Origin of the sequence: Flammeovirga pacifica (genome assembly GCF_000807855.2) — a bacterium.
In the GTDB taxonomy this organism is placed as follows: Bacteria; Bacteroidota; Bacteroidia; order Cytophagales; family Flammeovirgaceae; genus Flammeovirga; species Flammeovirga pacifica.
In genome coordinates, this window is sequence record NZ_JRYR02000001.1 from 1802570 (window position 1) to 1824441 (window position 21872).

At 33.5% G+C, this 21872-nt stretch carries 14 protein-coding genes; 4 read left to right on the forward strand and 10 right to left on the reverse strand.

Going from position 1 to position 21872, the window contains the following annotated elements:
• Positions 1 to 31: 31 nt before the first annotated feature.
• Positions 32 to 3355, reverse strand: a complete 3324-nt coding sequence (locus NH26_RS07275) for a T9SS type A sorting domain-containing protein (protein ID WP_139262922.1) — start codon at positions 3353 to 3355, stop codon at positions 32 to 34.
• Positions 3356 to 3798: 443 nt separating this feature from the next.
• On the opposite strand from NH26_RS07275, the gene NH26_RS07280 reads away from it, so the two are divergent.
• A complete protein-coding gene (locus NH26_RS07280; RefSeq protein ID WP_044218463.1) occupies positions 3799 to 7821 on the forward strand; it encodes a choice-of-anchor tandem repeat GloVer-containing protein in 4023 nt (1340 codons plus the stop codon).
• 76 nt (positions 7822 to 7897) lie between these two features.
• On the opposite strand, the gene NH26_RS07285 is transcribed toward NH26_RS07280, so the two are convergent.
• The 3 genes from NH26_RS07285 to NH26_RS07295 all read right to left on the reverse strand — a co-directional run bounded on the left by NH26_RS07285 (position 7898) and on the right by NH26_RS07295 (position 10692).
• Positions 7898 to 8809 (reverse strand): S66 peptidase family protein, encoded by a 912-nt coding sequence (locus tag NH26_RS07285; protein WP_044218461.1) that lies wholly within the window; start codon positions 8807 to 8809, stop codon positions 7898 to 7900.
• Positions 8810 to 8942: 133 nt separating this feature from the next.
• A complete protein-coding gene (locus tag NH26_RS07290; protein WP_044218458.1) occupies positions 8943 to 9737 on the reverse strand; it encodes a thymidylate synthase in 795 nt (264 codons plus the stop codon).
• A gap of 34 nt (positions 9738 to 9771) precedes the next feature.
• On the reverse strand, positions 9772 to 10692 hold the full coding sequence (locus NH26_RS07295; protein WP_139262925.1) for a hypothetical protein: 921 nt from the start codon (positions 10690 to 10692) through the stop codon (positions 9772 to 9774).
• Positions 10693 to 10907: 215 nt separating this feature from the next.
• Here NH26_RS07295 and NH26_RS07300 point away from each other — a divergent pair, with 215 nt between their 5' ends.
• A complete protein-coding gene (locus tag NH26_RS07300) occupies positions 10908 to 11276 on the forward strand; it encodes a hypothetical protein (RefSeq protein ID WP_044218454.1) in 369 nt (122 codons plus the stop codon).
• A gap of 110 nt (positions 11277 to 11386) precedes the next feature.
• Here NH26_RS07300 and NH26_RS07305 read toward each other — a convergent pair whose 3' ends face one another.
• Entirely contained in the window at positions 11387 to 12109 is a 723-nt protein-coding gene (locus NH26_RS07305) for a DUF1707 SHOCT-like domain-containing protein (protein WP_044218451.1), read from the reverse strand.
• Positions 12110 to 12748: 639 nt separating this feature from the next.
• Between NH26_RS07305 and NH26_RS07310 the strand changes: the two genes are divergently transcribed.
• A complete protein-coding gene (locus NH26_RS07310; RefSeq protein WP_044218448.1) occupies positions 12749 to 13741 on the forward strand; it encodes an aldo/keto reductase in 993 nt (330 codons plus the stop codon).
• 179 nt (positions 13742 to 13920) lie between these two features.
• Positions 13921 to 15456, forward strand: coding sequence for an arylsulfatase (locus tag NH26_RS07315; RefSeq protein WP_084812086.1), 1536 nt, complete (start codon positions 13921 to 13923; stop codon positions 15454 to 15456).
• 172 nt (positions 15457 to 15628) lie between these two features.
• Here NH26_RS07315 and NH26_RS07320 read toward each other — a convergent pair whose 3' ends face one another.
• The 5 genes from NH26_RS07320 to NH26_RS07340 form a co-directional block, all read right to left on the reverse strand.
• Positions 15629 to 17284 (reverse strand): SpoIIE family protein phosphatase, encoded by a 1656-nt coding sequence (locus tag NH26_RS07320; RefSeq protein WP_044218446.1) that lies wholly within the window; start codon positions 17282 to 17284, stop codon positions 15629 to 15631.
• 54 nt (positions 17285 to 17338) lie between these two features.
• Positions 17339 to 18187: an ABC transporter ATP-binding protein gene (locus tag NH26_RS07325; protein WP_084812087.1), complete on the reverse strand. Its 849-nt coding sequence runs from the start codon at positions 18185 to 18187 to the stop codon at positions 17339 to 17341.
• Between the two features lie 67 nt (positions 18188 to 18254).
• Positions 18255 to 19139: an ABC transporter ATP-binding protein gene (locus tag NH26_RS07330; RefSeq protein WP_044218443.1), complete on the reverse strand. Its 885-nt coding sequence runs from the start codon at positions 19137 to 19139 to the stop codon at positions 18255 to 18257.
• Positions 19140 to 19199: 60 nt separating this feature from the next.
• Positions 19200 to 20291 (reverse strand): ABC transporter permease, encoded by a 1092-nt coding sequence (locus tag NH26_RS07335; RefSeq protein WP_044218438.1) that lies wholly within the window; start codon positions 20289 to 20291, stop codon positions 19200 to 19202.
• Positions 20292 to 20426: 135 nt separating this feature from the next.
• Entirely contained in the window at positions 20427 to 21830 is a 1404-nt protein-coding gene (locus NH26_RS07340; RefSeq protein ID WP_044218436.1) for a CmpA/NrtA family ABC transporter substrate-binding protein, read from the reverse strand.
• Between the last annotated feature and the right edge of the window lie 42 nt (positions 21831 to 21872).

Sequence of the window (21872 nt, forward strand, 5' to 3'; positions counted from 1 at the left end):
AATTCTCTTTTTTAAATAAATTAAAGCATTTCTATTTGATCACAATTTTTTGATTGTGCACTAATTGGCCTTCATGATAAATTTCAGCTACATATATACCTGCGGCAACTGCACTTACATTATAACTCATTTTATCATAATTAGCCGATCCATGTAAAACTGATTTTTGACCTGTTTCTGCATTAATCAAAACCAGTGTTATTTCTTCTGCATCTTGATGTGTGAATTCTATATGCAATTCTGTATCTGCAGGGACTGGGTATATCCTAATATTTCTTTCATCCACTTCAGAAAGATGGACTGTCCTTACCCATTGCTGTGACTTTCCATCAAAATCAACTTCTACTAACCTATAATATAAAGTAGCCATTTTAGGCGGATTTTCATCTGTAAATGAATAAGATAGTTCAGTATTTGAATTCCCTGCCGCTTCTATCTTATCAGAAATAGCTTCGTACTTCTTACCATCTGTTGATCTTTCAATAATAAAATGAGAAGCATTTATTTCTTGTTGGTCTACCCATACTAAATCAACTTCATTATTATTGACTGTTACAGAAAAGTTAGACAATGTGATGGGTAGACTTACACAAGTTATACATTCCCAATTTGAATTTTCTGAAACAAACATTCTTCTATTATTTTGAGCCAATATGGTGACTACATCACTTGAGGATGTAGAAGAAACTTGAGTTGATCTATGATTTGATGATTGACCAACATTTGGAAGGTGTCTAGTACCAATAACTACATACTGTACAGAATCAGGTTTTGGAGAGGGTGGTGTATCTGCAAAATTGTAGATTTCAGTAGCCGTATTTGTTTTTTTACGAGATAAAATACTTTTAATCACATATTTGGTTGTATCATCAGTTGTTCTCCTTAAAATATAAAAGTATTTCATTTTATGAGAATTAGACATCGTAAAATCAACCTTTACTTGTTTTTGATGATCATCATATAGTGCTTTTGGTTTAGTATTATGAACCCCTATTGTATTAATTAATATGTTATCAATCGTTTGAATTCTTGTGTTACTAACTCCAGAACATTGCGTTGCCATTTTTTCATAAGCCTGAATCGCTTGTTCTAATTCATTTTCTTTATTAAAATTTGCAATATCCCCTAAAGCATTGATTTGAAAGATATTTGAATCATCCCCAACTTCTTCTAACCATTGATTATTAGTTTTGCTATGTTTATAAACTTTTCCAAGGATGAATGACCTTCCAGAATCATTATTTACGAAGCCAGGGTAGCTTTCAGTCATTACTTCAACTCCTTTATAATCCCCTCCTACTATTATACTTCCAAGGTTTAAAACTTTAAATTTAGTTTGAGAATATGGATTTAAATTATCAATAATAAGGTCTCCCGTAATAATTAAGTTACCATAATTTGACAAGTAGAAATTACCGTCTAAAATAAGGTCTCCACAAATTGTTAAAGTAGTATCTTGCCCGACATGCAAAAACTTCTGATGTAGATTTGTTGAAGATAGATTTTGTGAGCCTAACAATTCAAAATTTTTATTTTCATGAACACCTAAATTTCCTGCTCTTGTCACTAAATCAATAGGGTAAATATGTTCAACAAAAGTTCCTCTTGTTTGTTCACCTGCTTTTATTTTGTCACTTATTAAATGAAAATCTGAACCTTGACATTTCTCATTACTTTTAATTTTACTTTCATAAGTAAATAATGCCATTGTTAATAGTTCTCTATTCTTTTTAGTAGCATTTCTAGGTATGGCAAACTCTTTTTCTATAAAACTTGATTGTTGAAATACACCTTGTTTTATACCTCCATGGCTCTTGTAATAAGAATTTACCCACACACCGTCATCAAATTTACCTTTTGCTGTTGTGAAATCATTACCAACTACCATCAGACCTATTTGTTTTTGCAGCTTACCCATAAGGTCTTGAGTTGGGTTCGATAGGTCCATGTAATTATTCCCAACCATAATCACTCCTTTGTTAGAAAATGCATAGGCTCCATTGGTATAAAAAGAAGGCTTTTGTGTGAACATAAAGTCTTTAGTTACACCTAATATTCCTCCTTCATAAATATTTAAATTAACTCCATCATTATCAACAACTAAATCTCCGCAAATGATCACCATTTCGTTAGGGTAAACATCAAAATTGACAATTGAATTTCCACCTGTCTGCATCTTAACAACCCCATTCGCCGGTTTGGCAATAAAAACGGAATATGGCTGCCCATTAGGAGCTACAACAAAATCAGTTAATTCGATGACATCAGGCCCTAGCTTCCCTTTAAAATAATGCAATCTTGTAGATGATCCTTTTAGATATATCTCTTCTACTGTATCATCTTGTTTCACAACAACTAACTTATAATACTTTTGTAATAGTCTATCTCCACCTACATTTTCATCAGTAACAATAAATTTAGATTTATCTCTACTTGGTATCACTTCAGAAATTGTTGTAAATGTTGACGTATCTTTTGACACCTGAATTGTATAATTCTTAATGGTAGCGTTAAAATTATAATTTGGGTTCCATCGAATAGTCGTCTTTAAATTAATATCACTATAATTATAAAAATGATATTTCTTGATTAGGTTTTGATTGGAGGTACTACGATATGAGGCTTCAACATCTAATTTATTCAACTTAACATCCATTTCAGCTAAAGATTGATCATTGATGCAGTCTTTATCTTTTAGACGTTCAAAATGATGAACAAGGTGTTTCATTTGTAATATTTTGAGGATATTACTTTGAATATCTCCTTCACCTAAAATATATTTTACCCCTGCATATGTTCCATAATGCGGGGAATTAACTTTAGTTGTCCAAATAATACCAGAACTTGTTAAAGGATCATGGTCTTTTATTTCTCCATTCACCAACATATAACCAGAATGTAAAGTATGGGAATTTCCCTGAATAGGGTTTGATGATGATAAAGCTGTAATTTCATCTCTACCAAGTAGATCTCCACCAATAATTAGAAACCCTGAATTAATAAATTTTCGTGGATCCACATGAGTCGTTTTCACATTATCAATTTTTAATGAACCAGAAATTATTAATGTTCCTTCATTCATTAATTGAATATCAGTATTGATGATTAAATCTCCACAAATTGTCACTATTTGATTAGAACGAATGGTTAATCTTTTTTGATCATAAGGACTTCCTTGATTAAAAATTAAATGGCCATCGAATTCATAAACACCATCTCTTTTTTCTGCTTGAGATGATTTTAGTAATTCATCTGGGCCAAATTGAGATCTTGTTTGAGCTGAAATCTTATTTACCCATCCAATTGTAAAAAATAAAAGACAGTAAGTAAGAATGGAGTATAGTAAACGACTCATAGTTTTTTGGTTAATCAATTTTATAGCGAAATATTTAGTATTAAAATAATTGATTTTTATTCAATTTAACTATGGGTATAAAGGTATTATAACTACTTCTTGATTTGTTTATATACTCAACTTTTCAAATAATACTAGATGATAATCTGTAAATTATTCAGTCATATAACACTGTGTAGTAAATATTGTACTATTACAGAAAATAGAATAAAAAAGTATTTTAATAACTGATATTAACTCAAATTATCACCAATTTATATAAGTCATTAAAGAGATTTCTATTGAAAAATTCATTCGTATTGCAATACGATAACTTCATATTTATAATACCCAAACTATTATCACATCATCTTATGTCAAAACACAAAATACTATATAAAGTATTGGCTTTTATACTGTTCATTGCAATATATCCGAGTCAATCACTCGCTCAACCTTATTTAATGAATACCAACTCAGAAGGTGGAATTCAAAATGCCGGAGGTATTTCGATATATAATTTATCATCACCTGCAGGTACTGCTCCAGAATTTTATGATCACGGAGAGTCATTTACGGGACAGCCAGGTGATGACAGTGGTTTGTTTAAAGCTACTGATGGATTTATTTATGGTCACACAGAAGGTGGCGGAGAGAATAACAGTGGTATTTTCTTCAGAATTGACCCTTCGAATAACACCGTGCACCAACTTTTCTCATTTGATTATAATCAACATTATCCCGTTTATAATTTGGTAGAACACAATCAAATATTGTACGGTATAATGCGTAATAAATCTATTTCTGAAGATATAGTATTTGCAGTAAAATTAAGCGACCCCACCCATCTAATTGCTTTAAGCAATCTTAAAAACAAATACAAAATAAAAAGAATGGGCGGCGGGTTCTATAAGCTCAATAATAAATTATATGCTCCAATATTTGATGGATTAGACGGGTCATCTATTTCTACAGGTGGTATATTAGAATATGACCTTACTTCTGCCGACGATAAAATATTATGTAGTAATCCTTTTGGATTAATGTTAGCCTCAGGTAGTCTATCTCATAGAAATATAGGAGGTAATGATAGATTAGTCGTAGCAAATTCTGGCTCACAATACGGGTATGGAGGATTTTATGAAGTTGACATCAATAGTGGTGTTGTTCGAATTATTAGCATTGTAAAAGACAGAAGCTTTTTAGGTGAAAAGTTTTCAGGAGTTTTCAGAAATTCTTCTGGCACATTTTATTCTCGATCATTTTTGGGTGGAAGTAATCAATTAGGAACTTTAGTAAGTGTTGATCCAGATGCCAAAACGGTCTCCAAAGAATACACTTTAGGATCAAGAAATGGCGTTGCAAATACAGAATTATTAGTGCATGGCAGGGACCTCATTGGCATGACACAACCAGCATTATTTACAGAAAATAATTTCAAAGGAGTAATCTATAAATTAAGTAACTCAGGTCAATATTCAGAACTTGTTGAATTTAATGATTTCAACTATCCATGTGAATATTTTATTATCACAGATGATGATGGAGGGACATTATGGGGGATTAGTCAATTTGGAGGCAATAGTAACCAAGGAACGATATTTAAGTTTAACCTGACAACAAACAAGATGCAAGTTATTGCTAGTTTTGGTTCCGATACAGGTTTTGTTCCTGAATCTAGACTTGCTCTTTTTGAAAATGGGAAATATACTTTTTCTAACAGGGATGGCGGAATTGCTAATTATGGTACTCTTGCTACGTTTGATCCTAATAATGGTGCAATTGGTCATTTATATTCAACTGGTAATAATTCTCTTGCCTATCAAGGGTACTCGAATGGAGCATTTAAAGCTTCTAATGGAAAATTTTATGCTATTGAAAGAACCAAAGCTACCTCATATGACGTAGCAGATACCTTGTTTTACAGAGATCGTTTAATAGAATTTAATGATGATCTTGATTCGGTATCTATACTTTCTGGAAGGTTCCCAAATAAAATATACGAGGTAACAGAAGATGCTACTTTTAATGTTATTGGAGAAATCATCGAGATACAAGGTAAATTAGTATTTACTTACACCAATCAATTATATACTTATGATCTTTCTACAGGACAATTTGAGACCTTCGTAGATCTCTATCAAAAGAGAAATATTAATAATCCTGATGCCGCTTGGGATTGGGGTTTTATGTTCTCATCGGGAGTGACTAAAAAAGATGACAACACCTATTATTACTCGACACAAGGTTCTGGTGAAAAAATTATTGAAACTCATGGAGGAACAATATTAAAACTAGATGTTTCTAGTTCACCGTGGGTAATATCTCATGAATACACTATTGATGTATTTACCGCTGACAGCCAAAGAAAGACAGAAATACAATTAAGAACAAAATTTACTGGCGGACCTGGTATTAAAGGTAGTATGCTTCTTTTACCAGGTGCAAATTCTGACCCAGATACTCTAGTAGCTGCCTCAGAATATAATAGTCCCTCAACAATGGGTTGTATTTTTGCCTACCCTTTGGGAGATAACACAAACAGAATAAGTGTTAACCATATCATTAAAGAATTTCCAGAATCAGGTTTTGATCCTAATGTAAATTCTTCTAGTAATGATAGTACCGCAGGTTGGTTTCCTATGTCTGATTTAGGATATGACAATAACAAGATATACGGATTTACTAAAGGAGGGCCTGTAGGGTTCTACAATTCTAATGATGATCATGGTAAAGAACGGGGAACCGCTTCTTTCAATGGTACTTTTTGGAGTATAGATAGGGCTAACTCCGACGCTTTCTCCCTACTCTATACATTGGAAGAAAATACAGGTATTCGTCCACTTCAAACAAGTACAGATATTATTCAGCTAAAACCATTGACGGGTAAAAAATTAAATGCTGATACGATTGGATGTAGTATTTCTACAAGAACATTTAAAGTTTCAGATAATAAAAGAGGTACTTTACAATGGTGGAGTTCAGACCCTAATGTCACGCTAGTTCCTGGAATGACAAATGCGGATAGTGCTACCTTTGATTTTAGTGGAATCACTTCTTCCACAGAAAAAACAACCACAATTAGTGTCGCTGCTGTAAATATGAATGCAAGTGCTAATTATCAATATGGTGATACGATTAGCTGGAATGTACATCAATTTGTACTTCCTTCGATAGGGAACATCGAAACCTCAGTAGATTTACATTGTCCTACCCAACACGCCAAATTGAATTTATCAAATTATGCTCATATAGATTCTTTTGCTTGGGATTTACCTTCCGATATTACTTTATTAGATGCCGATTCTAATAAAGACAATATTCAAATTGATTTATCCAATGAACAATATGGCACACATCAAATAATTTGTCATGGATTTAATGGTTGTGGAGATCAAGTAAGTGATACATTAGTATTCAATTTGGTAGACCCTAACCTAGCTCCTTCAATAGTAGGTAGTTCAAAATCTGTTTGTTTAGTCGATACCCTTACTCTAACGGCATCAACGGTCTATCAAGGTCAAAAAGTAGAATGGAGTATTCCGCAAACTGCTGCAATTCTTAATACAAATGCTCAAGATTCTTCTGTAGTTCAGGTAGTCTTTGGAAATACACAAACAGGATCATATACAATTACAGCAAAAGGCAAAAGTAATTGTGGGCAAAGTAATGCAGGAACCTATGTAGTAGATATTGTTGAAACACCAATTATCTCTAGCATTACACCGAATAAAGTATTGGACTGTACCGATGATGAAGTAAGTATTGTGGTTGATGCCATTGGTGGAACCGGGTTTACATGGACTTACCCTGATGACGCAGTTGTGGTTTCAGGACAAAACACAAAATTCATTACTTTAAATGTAGAAGATGTTGAGGCAGATTCTATGACGGTAGCTATTCAAATATCAAGTAGCTGTAGTAGTAATGTTTCAGATTCTATTGTAATTGCTTTAGCTCAAACCCCTCAAATAGGAGATATTGAAGGTGCAGAAGATGAAATATCTATATCTGATACAGTTACATTAAGAGCAATAGATGTAACAGGGGTAACCACTTACTTATGGGAATTACCTCAAGAAGCAACCCCAATAAGTCCATTAAATGAAGCAACAGTAGTCTTTACAGTTCAAGAACTTGATATTGGAGATCATGAAGTACATGTCATTGGTACAGGACCATGTGGTACTGCTGAAAGAACCACTTCAACAATTAGAATTGAATATGATGTAGCTGCACTAAAGAAGTTTGACTCAGATGCATTTGTTCTCTATCCGAACCCATCTGATGGGCGTGTATCCATTCAGAATAAGAAAAATGAATATGTCTACATTTCTGTTAAAGATAATCTTGGTAAGGTCATTAAGGTTATTGAAGGAAGTATTCAAGAAGTTGATTTATCTGATTTACCGAATGGAAAATACTATTTAGATATATCATCAAAAAATAAAAATTATGGGCATTATCCTCTGATCATACAGAAGTAAGCAACATTTTATCAAAAGAGGCGATTTCTTAGTGGAAATCGCCTCTTTTACTTATCATCTATATACTCTTTAATTATTATCCTATTGGCTTAATATCTAGTCCTTTAAACTGCATCACTGCACTTGTACCAGAACATTGAATGCTATACGTCCCTCCTAATAAAAGAGGCGTATTTGGCACATCATGCCCACAACTAACATCAGTAATTACAGGAACATCTACCTTTTCCTTTATGATTTGTTTGATGGTTAAAGGAAAGAAAGGTGGTTCTTCATTGGGGATACTAGAAAATTGTCCCATAATGAGTGCTTTCATATTTTTTAATGCTCCAGATCTTAATAATCTTGTCATCATTCGATCCAATTGATATGCCTTTTCTCCAACATCTTCTATAAATAATATTTTACCTTCAAGGCTTAGTTCAGATGATGTACCAATTTGATCTGCCAAAAGACAGAGATTACCTCCCACAACTTCTCCTTCGAGTACCTGATCAGAAAACTCTTCTTTTACCTTACCTATTATATCGGGAACTTCATTATAGAATAATATTCCTTTTAACTGATTAATACTTACCTCCAGCTCTTTATTGGTAAATTGAGCCACCATTGGAGAGTGAATACTTGCAAAGCCTAAATTATTCACGGCAGAATGTAATGCTGTAACATCAGAGAAGCCAATAAGCCATTTTGGATAATCTATAAAGCCAGACCAATCTAACGTATCTATTATTCTGGTAATACCATACCCCCCTCTAACAAAGAATATAGCCTTTACTTCTTGATCATTAAGAGCATTTTGTAACCTACTTGCTCTTCTTATATCAGCCCCTGCCAAAGATCCCCACTCTGCAGCCCATTCTTGATCATCAGAAACCACTAATCCCCAAGATCTTAACAGTTCTATACCTTGTAAAACTAATTCTATATTAACGACTCCAGATGCCGCTACCACAGCCACTTTATCTCCTCTTGTAAGGGTTTCCATAGTTATTAAGTATTTATTTCGGTTATTTCACTCTAGATTTATCCTTGATTACTTAATTTCTAAAACAATCGTATAATAAAAAAGCCTAGACCACTTTATTTATGATCTAGGCTTCTTTTTATGCTTCTAAAACTTACACAGAAACTTCAGCTTTAATATGAGGATGAGGATCATATCCTTCTAACTTGAAATCTTCATATTTAAAATCAAATATATCTTTTACCTCAGGGTTAATTGCCATCGTTGGTAATGTTCTAAAATCTCGTGTCAACTGTAATTCAGCTTGTTCAATATGATTATTATACAAGTGAGCATCGCCTAAAGTATGTACAAAATCACCCGCTTCTAGACCACAAACTTGTGCAATCATTACCGTTAATAAGGCATATGAAGCAATATTAAATGGTACTCCTAAGAATACATCTGCACTTCTTTGGTACAATTGACAAGATAATTTACCATCTGCAACATAGAATTGGAACAAAGCATGACATGGCATTAACGCCATTTTCGATAGCTCTCCAACATTCCAAGCAGAAATCACTAATCTACGTGAATTAGGGTTCGTTTTAATTTCGTTAATCAACCATGTAATTTGATCGACCACTTCACCATCAGCACCTTCCCAACTTCTCCACTGCTTACCATATACTGGTCCTAGGTCACCGTTTTCATCTGCCCATTCATTCCAAATTCTTACTCCATTTTCAGTAAGATAGGCAACGTTTGTTTCCCCTTTTAAGAACCACAATAATTCATGAATTATAGAACGTAAATGTAGTTTTTTAGTCGTTAAAACCGGAAAACCTTCCGATAAATCAAATCTCATTTGATGACCAAAAACTGATCTTGTTCCTGTTCCTGTTCTATCTCCTTTCTCCGCTCCTTCTTTCAGGATTCTTTCTAATAATTCGTGATACTGCTTCATAGGGATTGTTTTTTAAAATCGGGTACAAATATGCTTAATTTCTTTCGATTAAAAAACTCTTTTCTTGGTCGTAATAGTACTCTGTTCTCATTGCCCCTCCATAGAATTGATAAGGCCATTGTTCGTCATCAAATTTTTGGAGTCCTCTTAAAACGTTCCTCCCTTCAGATGACAATACTAAGAGGTTGTTTTCAGCTTTTTCTATTAGATTAATTGACATCAACTTGAGTATTTTCTCGTACTGCATGTCACCAAACCCTTCATATTTTTGTCTACGAAGAAGTTTTCCTATTAATTTATTTTCAGTGAGAGGTTCATCATTTAAAAATTTCAAAACTCTTCTCTCCAATTTATTCACTCCTGATTCCTTTTGAGGAAATTGTTCTAAGTAAGTACTCATCACCTCATTTAATAAGGGTAAAAATTTAGGTGATCTTTTAATATAGGTGACAAAATTATCTAAGTCAGCATTTGTGTAAAACTCCCAAAACTTAGAAGCAAAATATAAATCGTCTTTATCTAATTTTATTTTTTGATGATATAATTGACCAAAAGCCTCTTTTGAATACTCTCCAAGACCTTTTGTTCCTTCACCCATCACTAACCAAATCTCTATCTCTGAATTATTAATTTGATACAAATAATGAAGTGTTGCCATTAAATTGATATAGCAGAACAAATCATTTTCAAACCATAATGTAATTGAGGAAGCATTGATGAGTTGATTCATTTTCTGAAGTTCAACACCAGACAAATTGTTGTATTCTTCAAAAGTTACCCCATAATTAGTTAGAAAAAAGTGCTTCCTTTTTTCAAAGAATCTGTGAGTCCATAGTTCTGTCATACTCTCCCCTTCTACCAACATCTCTCTAAAAATTATAGGCTCTCCCTCATAATTTTGATGTTTCCAAGCTTCAAAAATTCCATCTCCGTTTAATATATGATAGTTTTTCATTGGATGTTTGGGTTGTAATAGCATTAACATTCATTGATTTACACTAAAATACAAACCTATTTAAATACTTGTCAACAAATCTTACTAAATGCTTATATTTTTTTAAAAAACTATGTTTTATAATTATTTTTGTATAATATGTAAATTGGAAATGCGTAATGACTAATGTCATTGTTTAAGATTGTGTAAATTACAAGTAACTTTTAACGACTACCATGAGACCACTATCAAAAAGAGAGCAAGATATCATTACTGTGATTAAATCTGCTTTAAGAGAATCTATGAAATTTGGTTTTATAGCTGATTACACTTCATTGTTAATTGAAAACCATAAAGAACAAGCTCAAGCCACTTTGGACAAACTTTGTCCACATTTAGGTGCTCAAGAGCATGAACTAAATAAAGCAGACATAGAAATTATTTTAAAAACGATGGATTTAATTTCAGATCCAAAGTTTCCTTTTGTCAATGTTATCCATCCTTATCATAGAGATTTAGCTTTAAACTTCTCTATTACTTGGATTTATAATTTAGCAGAACAAGGAACTCCAATGGTGAATGTACCTAATTATCTTAAAAAGTAGGTAGATTTATTATTGACAAAAAAACCACGATTAGTCATCTAATCGTGGTTTTTTTTATGAATTATCATTTTGTATTTATGACATCAATATTATTAATTAAACCAAAAATATTATACATCATACTCTAAAATATTCAATGACCCTAACAAATTGAATCCTTCAATAATTATTTGACAATTGACTTTATCTATACTTTGAGCTTGCACTGGAGTACTTCCACCTGTAAATGCCTTTTTTATTTTTTTTGTCCAAGTCTTACTCCTCTTTTTAAACACATTTTCTCCCAATACTTTATGTGATTGATCTGTGACAATAGTACCTGGAGCCACTTTAATTTTAACTTCGCCTAAACTTATCATTACTCTTAGATGTATTACAGCCCCTTCAAGACATTTGTCTCTTAAATCTATAACTGATTCACCTAATACATTTATAAATTCAAAACGAGAAGTTGCATTTGTATATTCTTCGCTACCTAAAGTTATTTTTGTTTCCCCTAAGAGAGTAAAAAACCTCGAGGGAGCAGTGGCTGTATTGGATAATACTTCTTTTCTTCCTGATAGAATAGATAAAGATAATTTGTTTGGGTCTTGATTAACGGCTATTCTATCTGAAGTAAAAGTAGAAGTTTTTACAGTTTCTTTGGGTTTATAATGAGAGGGGAAATCAGACAATACATCATCTAATTCTGATTTACTTTTAGCCTCTAAAGCTACTTCCAAACGGTTTTCGTAATCATGTTGATCAAGGTCTCCATCTGCAAAAGCCTTTTCTAATATATCTATTGTTTTCTTTCTTTTTTTTGGTAGACCGAATTCAGAGACGTGGTTCATATAGAGTAAGAGATAGTTTATATTGAAGTAATTTGATCACTATTTAATAAAGTTACGAAAAAAAAAAGATGTGGTTGGAATTACGATTTAAATTACTTTTAAACACTACTGAAAATATCACTAAAATTCTAAATAAAAAAAGCCTGTTGATAGCAACAGGCATTGTGTATGTGTATATGTCTTATGGTATGTAGTATATCGTTTTCTTTTACATCGAAAGTGCGAATGCGATCACGAATCCAGCTACGATAACTAATGATGCTATTGTGAAATTTCTCATAATCTTATATTTTTTGTATGTGGTAAGTGCTTATTTGATTACACTTCAAATGTATATTTTACGCTTTTTATTTACAAACTTTTTCTACACTATTTTTTTACAACACTTTTTGATCATTTTGTGATTTTTCAATGAAAGTTTGGTCAAATTATCAAATCATAAAAATGGAGGTTCATTTTTAAATTAAATTCTACTAATAAGTGTATTTTTTACGGAAAAAATAATTTACATATAGTGAATAAATAATGTTAATTAGAATTAATGAGTTATTTTTACTCTCAATTATTAAAAATAAGTAAACAGGTAGCACACATTAAGAGTATTTTTTGTGCAGCCTAAATTTTAGTTTTTAAGCAAATATGATTTCAATTGTCCCTTTCGGAAAAACAAATAAATATACTTCAAGAGTAGGTCTAGGATTAGCTGCTCTAGGCAGACCTGGATACATTAATTTAGGACATGGCAATGACCTAAAGAATAATTATCAAATAGATCATATGCAGCAAAAGTGTGTTGATATGCTCAATTTGGCCCACGATAAAGGTATCCGCTATTTTGATGCAGCACGTTCATATGGTAAAGCAGAACAATTCCTTAATAAATGGATCGCATCTAAACAGGAACACCAAGCTGTTATTGGCTCGAAATGGGGCTACGAATATACCGCTGAATGGAATGTAAATGCTGAACACCATGAAATTAAAAATCATAACCTTCAGCTGTTAAAACAGCAATGGGGTGAAAGTATTAATCTGCTTCATGATCATTTAGATGTTTATCATATACACTCTGCCACAGTTGGATCTGCTGTTTTAGAGAACGAGGAGGTGATTAACCAACTATGGAATATCAAAAATGAAGGTGTAATTATTGGTTTATCGCTTAGTGGTACTCAACAATCTGACACTCTTTCTAAAGCCTTAGAAATACAAAGAGATGGTGAACATTTATTTCAGTCTGTTCAAGCTACTTATAATATCTTGGAAAGATCTGCCGGAAAAATGCTTCAAGAAGCCAAATACCAAGGATGGGGAGTAATTATTAAAGAAGTTTTTGCTAATGGTCGTTTAACCAATAGAAACCAAGAACCAGCATTTGAAAGTGCTCTCCAAAAACTTCAGTTTATTGCTCAAAAACATCAGGTAGATGTTGATGCAATTGCAATGGCGTTTGTACTTTCACAACCTTGGGTAAGCGTTGCTTTAAGTGGTGCAACTACAGAAGAAATGCTGACTTCCAACTTAAAAGGTTTAGATATTAAACTAGATTTAATGGATTTTCAAATGTTGGATGAAATTCAAGAAGAATCGAATGATTATTGGACAAAACGTTCTGCTCTTGAATGGAATTAATTGAACAATAAAATAAATAACTTAAGGTCTTTAATTGAAACGATGACACATCAATTCAATTAAAGACTTTTTTTATCAAAAAAACATCATTTCTCTGTATTTCAACACAATATATTCTTTGTGATATCCTTTAGATTGACTAACTTATTTGTAGTAAATTAAATAAAAACTAATTATTCATGAAAAGCTCTCTTTTGGCCATACTTTTTTTGGCCTTTTCATTGACGACTTCATTCGCCCAAAAAAAGAAAAAAAAATCCTCTACTTCAGACAAACCCAATATCTTAGTGATATGGGGAGATGATATTGGTTGGGGTAACATCAGTAAGTACAATCATGGAATGATGGGGTATCAAACTCCTAACATTGATAGAATTGCCAATGAAGGGGCAATGTTTACAGATTGGTACGCACAACAATCTTGTACAGCTGGTCGTGCTGCATTTATTCTTGGTCAACATCCGTTTAGAAGTGGATTGCTTACTATTGGTATGCCGGGCTCTAAACAAGGTATCCGTGATGATCAGCCTACTATTGCTGAACTTCTTAAGCCTCTAGGTTATACCTCAGGACAATTTGGTAAAAACCACTTGGGCGACCAAGATATGCACCTTCCTACAAATCATGGATTTGATGAGTTCTTTGGTAACCTATACCACTTGAACGCAGAAGAAGAACCAGAAACTTATTACTATCCAAAAGATGAAGAGTTTCATAAGAAATTTGGTCCTCGTGGTGTGATCCACTCTTATGCTGATGGACGTATTTCAGATACTGGTCCTTTAACTAGAAAAAGAATGGAAACAGTAGATGATGAATTTACTGGTGCAGCTTTAGAGTTTATCGAAAATGCACACGAAGCAGGTAAACCTTTCTTTGTATGGTTAAGTGCTACAAGAATGCACGTTTGGACTCGACTAAAAGAAGAATCTGTTGGAGTTACTGGTATTGGTTTATATCCTGACGGTATGGTAGAACACGATAAAAATATTGGTGTTGTATTAGCCAAATTAGAAGAACTAGGTATTATTGATAACACGATCATTATGTATTCTACAGATAATGGTGCAGAAAAATTCACATGGCCTGATGGTGGATCAACTCCATTTGCTGGTGAAAAAGGAACTACTTGGGAAGGTGGTTTTAGAGTACCATGTGCAATACGTTGGCCTGGTGTAATTAAACCTGGTACTATTGATAATAATATTTATTCTCATGAAGACATGATGCCTACATTATTAGCTGCTGCTGGTGTTTCTGATGTAAAAGAAAAGATGCTAAGTGGTTATGGTGCTGGAGATAAAAACTTCAAATGTCACCTTGATGGATATAATATGCTTCCTTTCTGGGACGGGTCTACTGAAGTTGCTCCTAGAAATGAAATCTTCTACTTCGATGCTGCAGGTAATTTAAATGCACTTCGATATAAAGACTGGAAACTTCATTTTGCAATCATGGAAGGAGCAATTAACACCGCTTACAGAAAAACTCCATCTTGGCCAATTCTTATCAATTTAAGAGCTGACCCTTATGAAGTATCTTATAAGTCCGCCTTATATATCAGATGGTTTGCTGATAATATGTGGACCTTCGTTCCTGCTCAAGCTTACACCGCTAAGTTTTTAGCTACTTTTAAGGAGTTCCCTCCTGTTCAAGGCTCATCACTCAGTATTGATGGTGTGATGCAAACTTTGAAAAGTAAACCACAGAATTAATCTTCTATTTATACAAAAAACCTCTTCCTAAAAGGAGAGGTTTTTTCTTACATCAATTATTCGTCAATCATTTGTATTTTTTTGTTATAATTTATAGATGCTCGCAGATGACAATCATAAAAGGTTATTTATCAGAGTTGTAATTACTCAAACAGAACTTTCTTTATCTCTTTTAAAGTTCTATTCCAATAATGAGAACATCATCTGTCTGCTCATTCATACCTTTCCATTTTTCAAATACCCCATTGAGTATTTTTTTCTGCTTCTCCATACTGAACTCATTTGTTCTATTAAGTACATCAATAAAACGTTTCTGTAAAAATTTAGTATCGCTATTCCCTCCAAACTGATCTTGAAAACCGTCTGTTGCAAGATAAACCCTGTCTCCTTTTTGATACGTAAGAATTGTACTTTGAAATTCCTTCTTAATATCTTTTGTATGGTAACCGATAGTAGATTTTGAGCCAGCAACTTTTTGAATATCTTTTGAACCTGAAGCAAAGTATAACGGTCTCTTGGCTCCAACAAATTCAATTTCTCTATTTTCTGAATTGATAGCCACAAGCCCCAAGTCCATACCGTCAGAGATTTTTTCTACATTTTTTAAGTTCATTAAAGAGTAAAGCTCCATATCTAAGAAATTCAAGATTTCTTTTGGTGAACTCACTTTTTGATTGACTACTATATCATTCAATAGAAGGTTACCAATAATGGTCATAAAAGCTGCAGAAACACCATGTCCAGTACAATCAGCCACTACTATAAATTTCACTCCTCCTTTATTATAATACCAATAAAAATCTCCTGAAATAATGTCTTTTGGTTTATCAATGATAAAACCATCCATAAACTGTTCTAAAATATCCTCTCTTTTACTGAAGATAGACTGCTGTAATTTCTTAGCGTAACTTATACTATCAGTCAATTTTCTATTGATATTTGAAACAACATTATTCTGTTCTAACAATTCGTTACTTTGTTGAAGGATTTCTTCTTTCTGTTCCTGAATTTCTTGAGTCCTTTCTTCAATTTTCCCCTCTAGATCTTTATTGTAATTTAATTGCAAATTATGGTTCATCTGTAATTGTTCGAAAAGCTCTTTTTCTACAGTTTCTTTTTCCTGATTGGTAGATACAATACTCTCATGGGCCTGCTTTAATGCCATTCCTTTTTGTATAGTTTCATTCAAAAACTTATCAATTGTAGCCACTGCAGGTCTAAAAATAAAAATGGCTTCTAAAAAAATAAAAACTAGAGTGATCATCAATAAAATGGTTTCTATAGTTTCTACTTCTTTTATTCTACTAGTCGATTCGTGATCATATTGAAAAGTAATCACGTTCATTTGGTTTAGATAAGAAGCTTCATTTTGAAGAATAATATTGACATATTCATCAATCCCTTTAGGTGAATTGTAGTCAAAAATACTATTGGCTGCAGTAAAAATTCTTTCATAATTAACTGCTATCCCCTCAAACATTTTAGTCACTGATTCACTATTTTCACCTTCAAGGGACATCTCCGCCGAACGGTCTTTTAACCCATGATGAGATCTTGACCAAAGGTCTATCACTTCAACAAATTCTGATTTTAATTCTGCAAATTGTGTCGATGATGTAGCTGTTTCTAGCTGTAAGGCTATCTTACTAATCTTCTGACTCAACATCCTTTGCCTTCCAGAGATATTGATTACTCTTGCATCTTTTTCTTGTTTAGCTAATACTGTCCTAATAACTACTTGGCTTGCAATGCTTAATAATGCAATGAGAGAGAGAGCAATAATATATGAAGTAGTTAATCGTTTTTTTGGACTTTTCTGATAGTTCATAAAATAAAAAATTAGTCGTAAGTTTTTCGCAGGTGTATATTCAATTTAGTGCTATTAATGATTTAAGAAATCCATCAAATATCCTCTATATTGATAATAATCAGGATGTTCTAAAATATCTACACGGTTTCTTGGTCGCTCAAATGGAATTTTCAGTTCATCTCCAATTTTAGCAAAAGGACCACTGGTCATCATGATCACCCTGTCTGCTAAAAAGATAGATTCATCTACATCGTGTGTAATCATAATAGCTGTGATTTTTTCTTTTTGCCATACTTCTAATAGTACATCTTGCAACTCCCCTCTTGTCAGAGAATCTAGCATACCGAAAGGTTCATCCAATAGAAGTACTTTTGGTTTTAAAGCAAACGCTCTTGCTATACCCACTCTTTGCTGCATACCTTGTGATAATTCTGAAGCCCTTTTATGGAAATCATTTCCCAAGCCCACTTTATCCAAGTAATATTTACAGATATCTTGTTTTTGCTTTTTAGTAGCATGAGGAAATACTTGCTTTACCCCTATCATTACATTTTGTAAAGCGGTCATCCACGGGAACAAACTTGGAGACTGAAATACAACAGCTCTGTCTGGCCCTGCCTCTCTCACTTCTTCCCCATCTACAAAAACATGACCTTTACTGATGTCATTTAAACCCGCAATCATTGTAAGTAACGTGGATTTACCACAACCTGAATGACCAATTACAGAGATAAATTCTCCTTTTTTCACAGTCAATTGAAGGTCTGATAATACGGTATAATCTCCTTTTGGCGTTGGATAGATCTTAGCAATATCCTTACACACCAACATATCCGGTCTGGTGTCTTCTACAATTTCCTTTTGAGGATTGATGATGCTTTTAGTTGTCCCTACAATAGGGTTTATATTATATTGATTCATAATTGATGACGTTTTTGATAATTGTGTAGCCTAGAAATAACATTTGATAGAACCTCTTAATGGATCTTTAAAAGAACTTTTGTTTTTCACTTTTCTTTCTGATACCCCACTTAATTCTCCCCGGCATCACCGGTTTTAAATCAGGCAATTCATATTGATTACTTTCTTCCGATTTTCTTGATAATCCAACCTCAATTAAGTATTCCAGCACTTCATTTCTTAAGTGCTTGTATTCATCCAGTTTATTGATTTCGGCAATCACTCTTGGTCGTGGTAAATTGACTTTAAAATCTGGCCCCAAAGAAGCTTGAGGTCCTGGGTTTAAAGGAATTATCCTATCCGCCATGACAACCCCCTCATCTACATCATTGGTAATCAACAAACAAGTCTTTTTATCTTCACTCCATATATTAACAATTTCTTCCTGAAGTGTACCTCTAGTCAAGGCATCTAAAGCAGACAAAGGCTCGTCCATTAATAACATTTTCGGACTCATGGCTAAAGCTCTTGCTACTGAAACTCTCTGTCTCATTCCACCAGATAATTCTGCTGGTTTCTTATCAATGGCATGAGTTAAATGAACCATTTCGACGTACTTCTCTATTAAAGTATCTTTTTCTTCTTTTGATTTTGATGGATATACTTCATCAACTGCCAACTTCACATTTTGACGAACCGTTAACCAAGGAAGCAAAGAATAATTCTGAAAAACTACTCCTCTATCTGGTCCTGGTCCGGTGATAGGTTTCCCTTGTAAAAGCACTTCGCCCTCATCAGGAAACTCTAATCCGTTGATCAAATTGATTAAGGTTGTTTTACCACTTCCAGTAAATCCTACAATAGCAACAAACTCCCCTTCCTCAATCGATAAATTTATATTACTAAGTACCTCCACTTTATCTTTCCCAGATCCGAAGGACTTACTTACATTCTTTAATTCTAAATAGGCCATATTAATACTCTTTTTGGTTAAATCACTTGATCATTCCTAGACGAAATCTTGCTTACATTCCTAAGCCACTTCTTTGTTAAATGACATCATTTTTTGAATAACCATCATGATTCTATCCAGACCAAATCCAATCATACCAATCACAAACATGGCTACGATAATTTTAGCATTAGAATCGTTGGCTCCATTTTGAAATTCCTCCCATACAAATGATCCTAAACCTGGTGATTGTGCCAATAATTCAATCGCAATTAATACCATCCAAGCCACTGATAATGTAATCCTTAAACCCGTGAAAATCATAGGTAAAGAAGATGGTAAAACTACTTTAAAGATATTCTGACCTATACTTAATTTTAATACTTTGGCTACATTCACAAAGTCTTTATCCACCGTAGAAACTCCCATTGAAGTATTCACCAACGTAGCCCACATCGAACATAACCCAACAGAAATAAATGAAATCATAAACGATTTATCCATGTCTGAATCCGACATCAGAGTTTTCACAATCATGAATACAAGCAATAACCAAACTACCGGAGAAACAGGTTTTAATATTTGTATAAGCCAGTTCATTGATGTTCTTAAAGTAGAAGACAATCCAATAATAATTCCGATAGGAATAGCTATAAATGCCGCCAATAAAAAACCTGCAAATACCGTTTTTAAACTTGTTCCAATTTGATCCACAAAAGACGGACGTCCTGTGTAAGTTATCGCTGCTTTTCCTTGTTCTGCTCTCTTCGCATTGGTCTTTTCTACTTTCTTAGCAAAAGCCTCTTTTTTACCAGATATAATCTTATGATCTGCTAATAACGATAAATAAGCCTCCCATACTTTTGCTGGTGATGGTAAGGTATTGGGCTGACAGCCAACTTCACCAGAATAAATACAATTTTGTACTTCTAATGCAGCCGCTTCACCTCTTTCTGCTCTTGCTTTTTCTATTTTTGATGTTGCCTCCTTATTGTAAAGGTAAGTAGCTCCTGTATGCCATACTAAAACAAATAATAGAATAGATAGCAAAGGAAATATATAAGATTTCAATAATATATTGATGTTCTTCTTGGTTTCTTCGCCTTTAAAAATATTCACCCAAGGCGATAAAAAAGACTGAATACCTGTTAGTTGTAAAATTTTATCTTTCATGATTGTTGATTGTTCTCTGTTTGAGTAATTGATGTTTTTGAATAAATCTAATCGTGTTTTTAAGTGGGCATTAGATGGAAGTTATCCTTCTAATGCCTTTACTTTCTAGCTTAAAAAATGATGGGGAGTAAAAGACTACATTGCAGCATCTTTGTTACCAATTTTAAAACTGTTGATGTATCTAATAGGATCTTTACCATCGTATGATACTCCATCAATAAAGTCTTTGGTAGGCGCTTTATAACCATCTGTTGAAGGAATATCTGATGCTGAAAGATGTCCCTCTTCTACCAATAGTTTAGCTGCTTGAGACCAAATATCAGGACGGTAAATCTTTTTGATCGTCTCATCGTACCAACCTTTTGATTTTGCCGTAGGAATTTGTCCCCATCTTCTCATCTGAGTTAAGAACCACACACCATCAGAATAGAAAGGATACGTTGCATGATGACGGAAGAATACGTTAAAGTCAGGCATAGAACGTTTGTCGCCTTTTTCGAATTCAAAAGTACCTGTCATCGAATTTGCAATCACTACAGAATCAGCTCCAACATACTCAGGCATAGATAAAATACCTACTGCTTTAGCTCTGTTCCCTGGCTCATCTAACCATTTACCTGCACGAATTAATGCTTTAGTTACAGCAACAGAAGTGTTAGGATATTTCTCTGTAAATTCTTTAGTCATCACGAATACTTTTTCTGGGTTATTTTTCCAGATATCGTAGTTTGTCGTTACAGGTACACCAATCCCTTTAAATACAGCTTGTTGGTTCCAAGGTTCACCTACACAATAACCAAAAATTGTCCCTGCCTCTAAAGTAGCTGGCATCTGAGGTGGAGGAGTTACCGATAATAAAACATCAGCATCTACCTGACCTTGAATATTCTGCTTAGTATAAAAACCTGGATTTACACCAGCTGCAGCCAACCAATAACGAATTTCATAGTTGTGTGTCGAAACAGGGAAAACCATTCCCATTTTGAAAGCTTTACCTTCATTCTTGTATTCTTTAATAACAGGAACTAAAGCATCTGCTTTGATAGGGTGAATTGGCTTACCTTCTGCATCTTTTGGAACATTTGGTTTCATCTTAGACCAAACATCGTTCGATACAGTAATACCATTTCCGTTTAAGTCCATAGAAAATGAGGTAACCAATTCAGCTTGACGACCAAACCCAGCTCCAGCTGCAATAGGTTGTCCTGCTAACATATGAGAACCATCTAACTGACCATCAATTACACGGTCTAAAATGTTTTTCCAGTTCGACTGCGCTTCAATGGTAACAAATAATCCTTCATCCTCGAAATAACCTAATTCCTTCGCAATGGCTAACGGAGCCATATCAGTTAATTTAATGAAACCGAAAGTTAATTGTGGCTTTTCAATATCCAATTGATTTGTTGATGAAGTTTCTTCAGTCATATCAGTCTGTGTTTCTGATGATGTTTTTGAAGATCCACAACTATACATCAGACCTGATAATGTTAAACCTATTATCGCTTTAGCGATAGTATTAAATGATATTTTTTTCATGAGTAATATTGTTTTTGATATAAAAAATAGGTGAAGAAATTG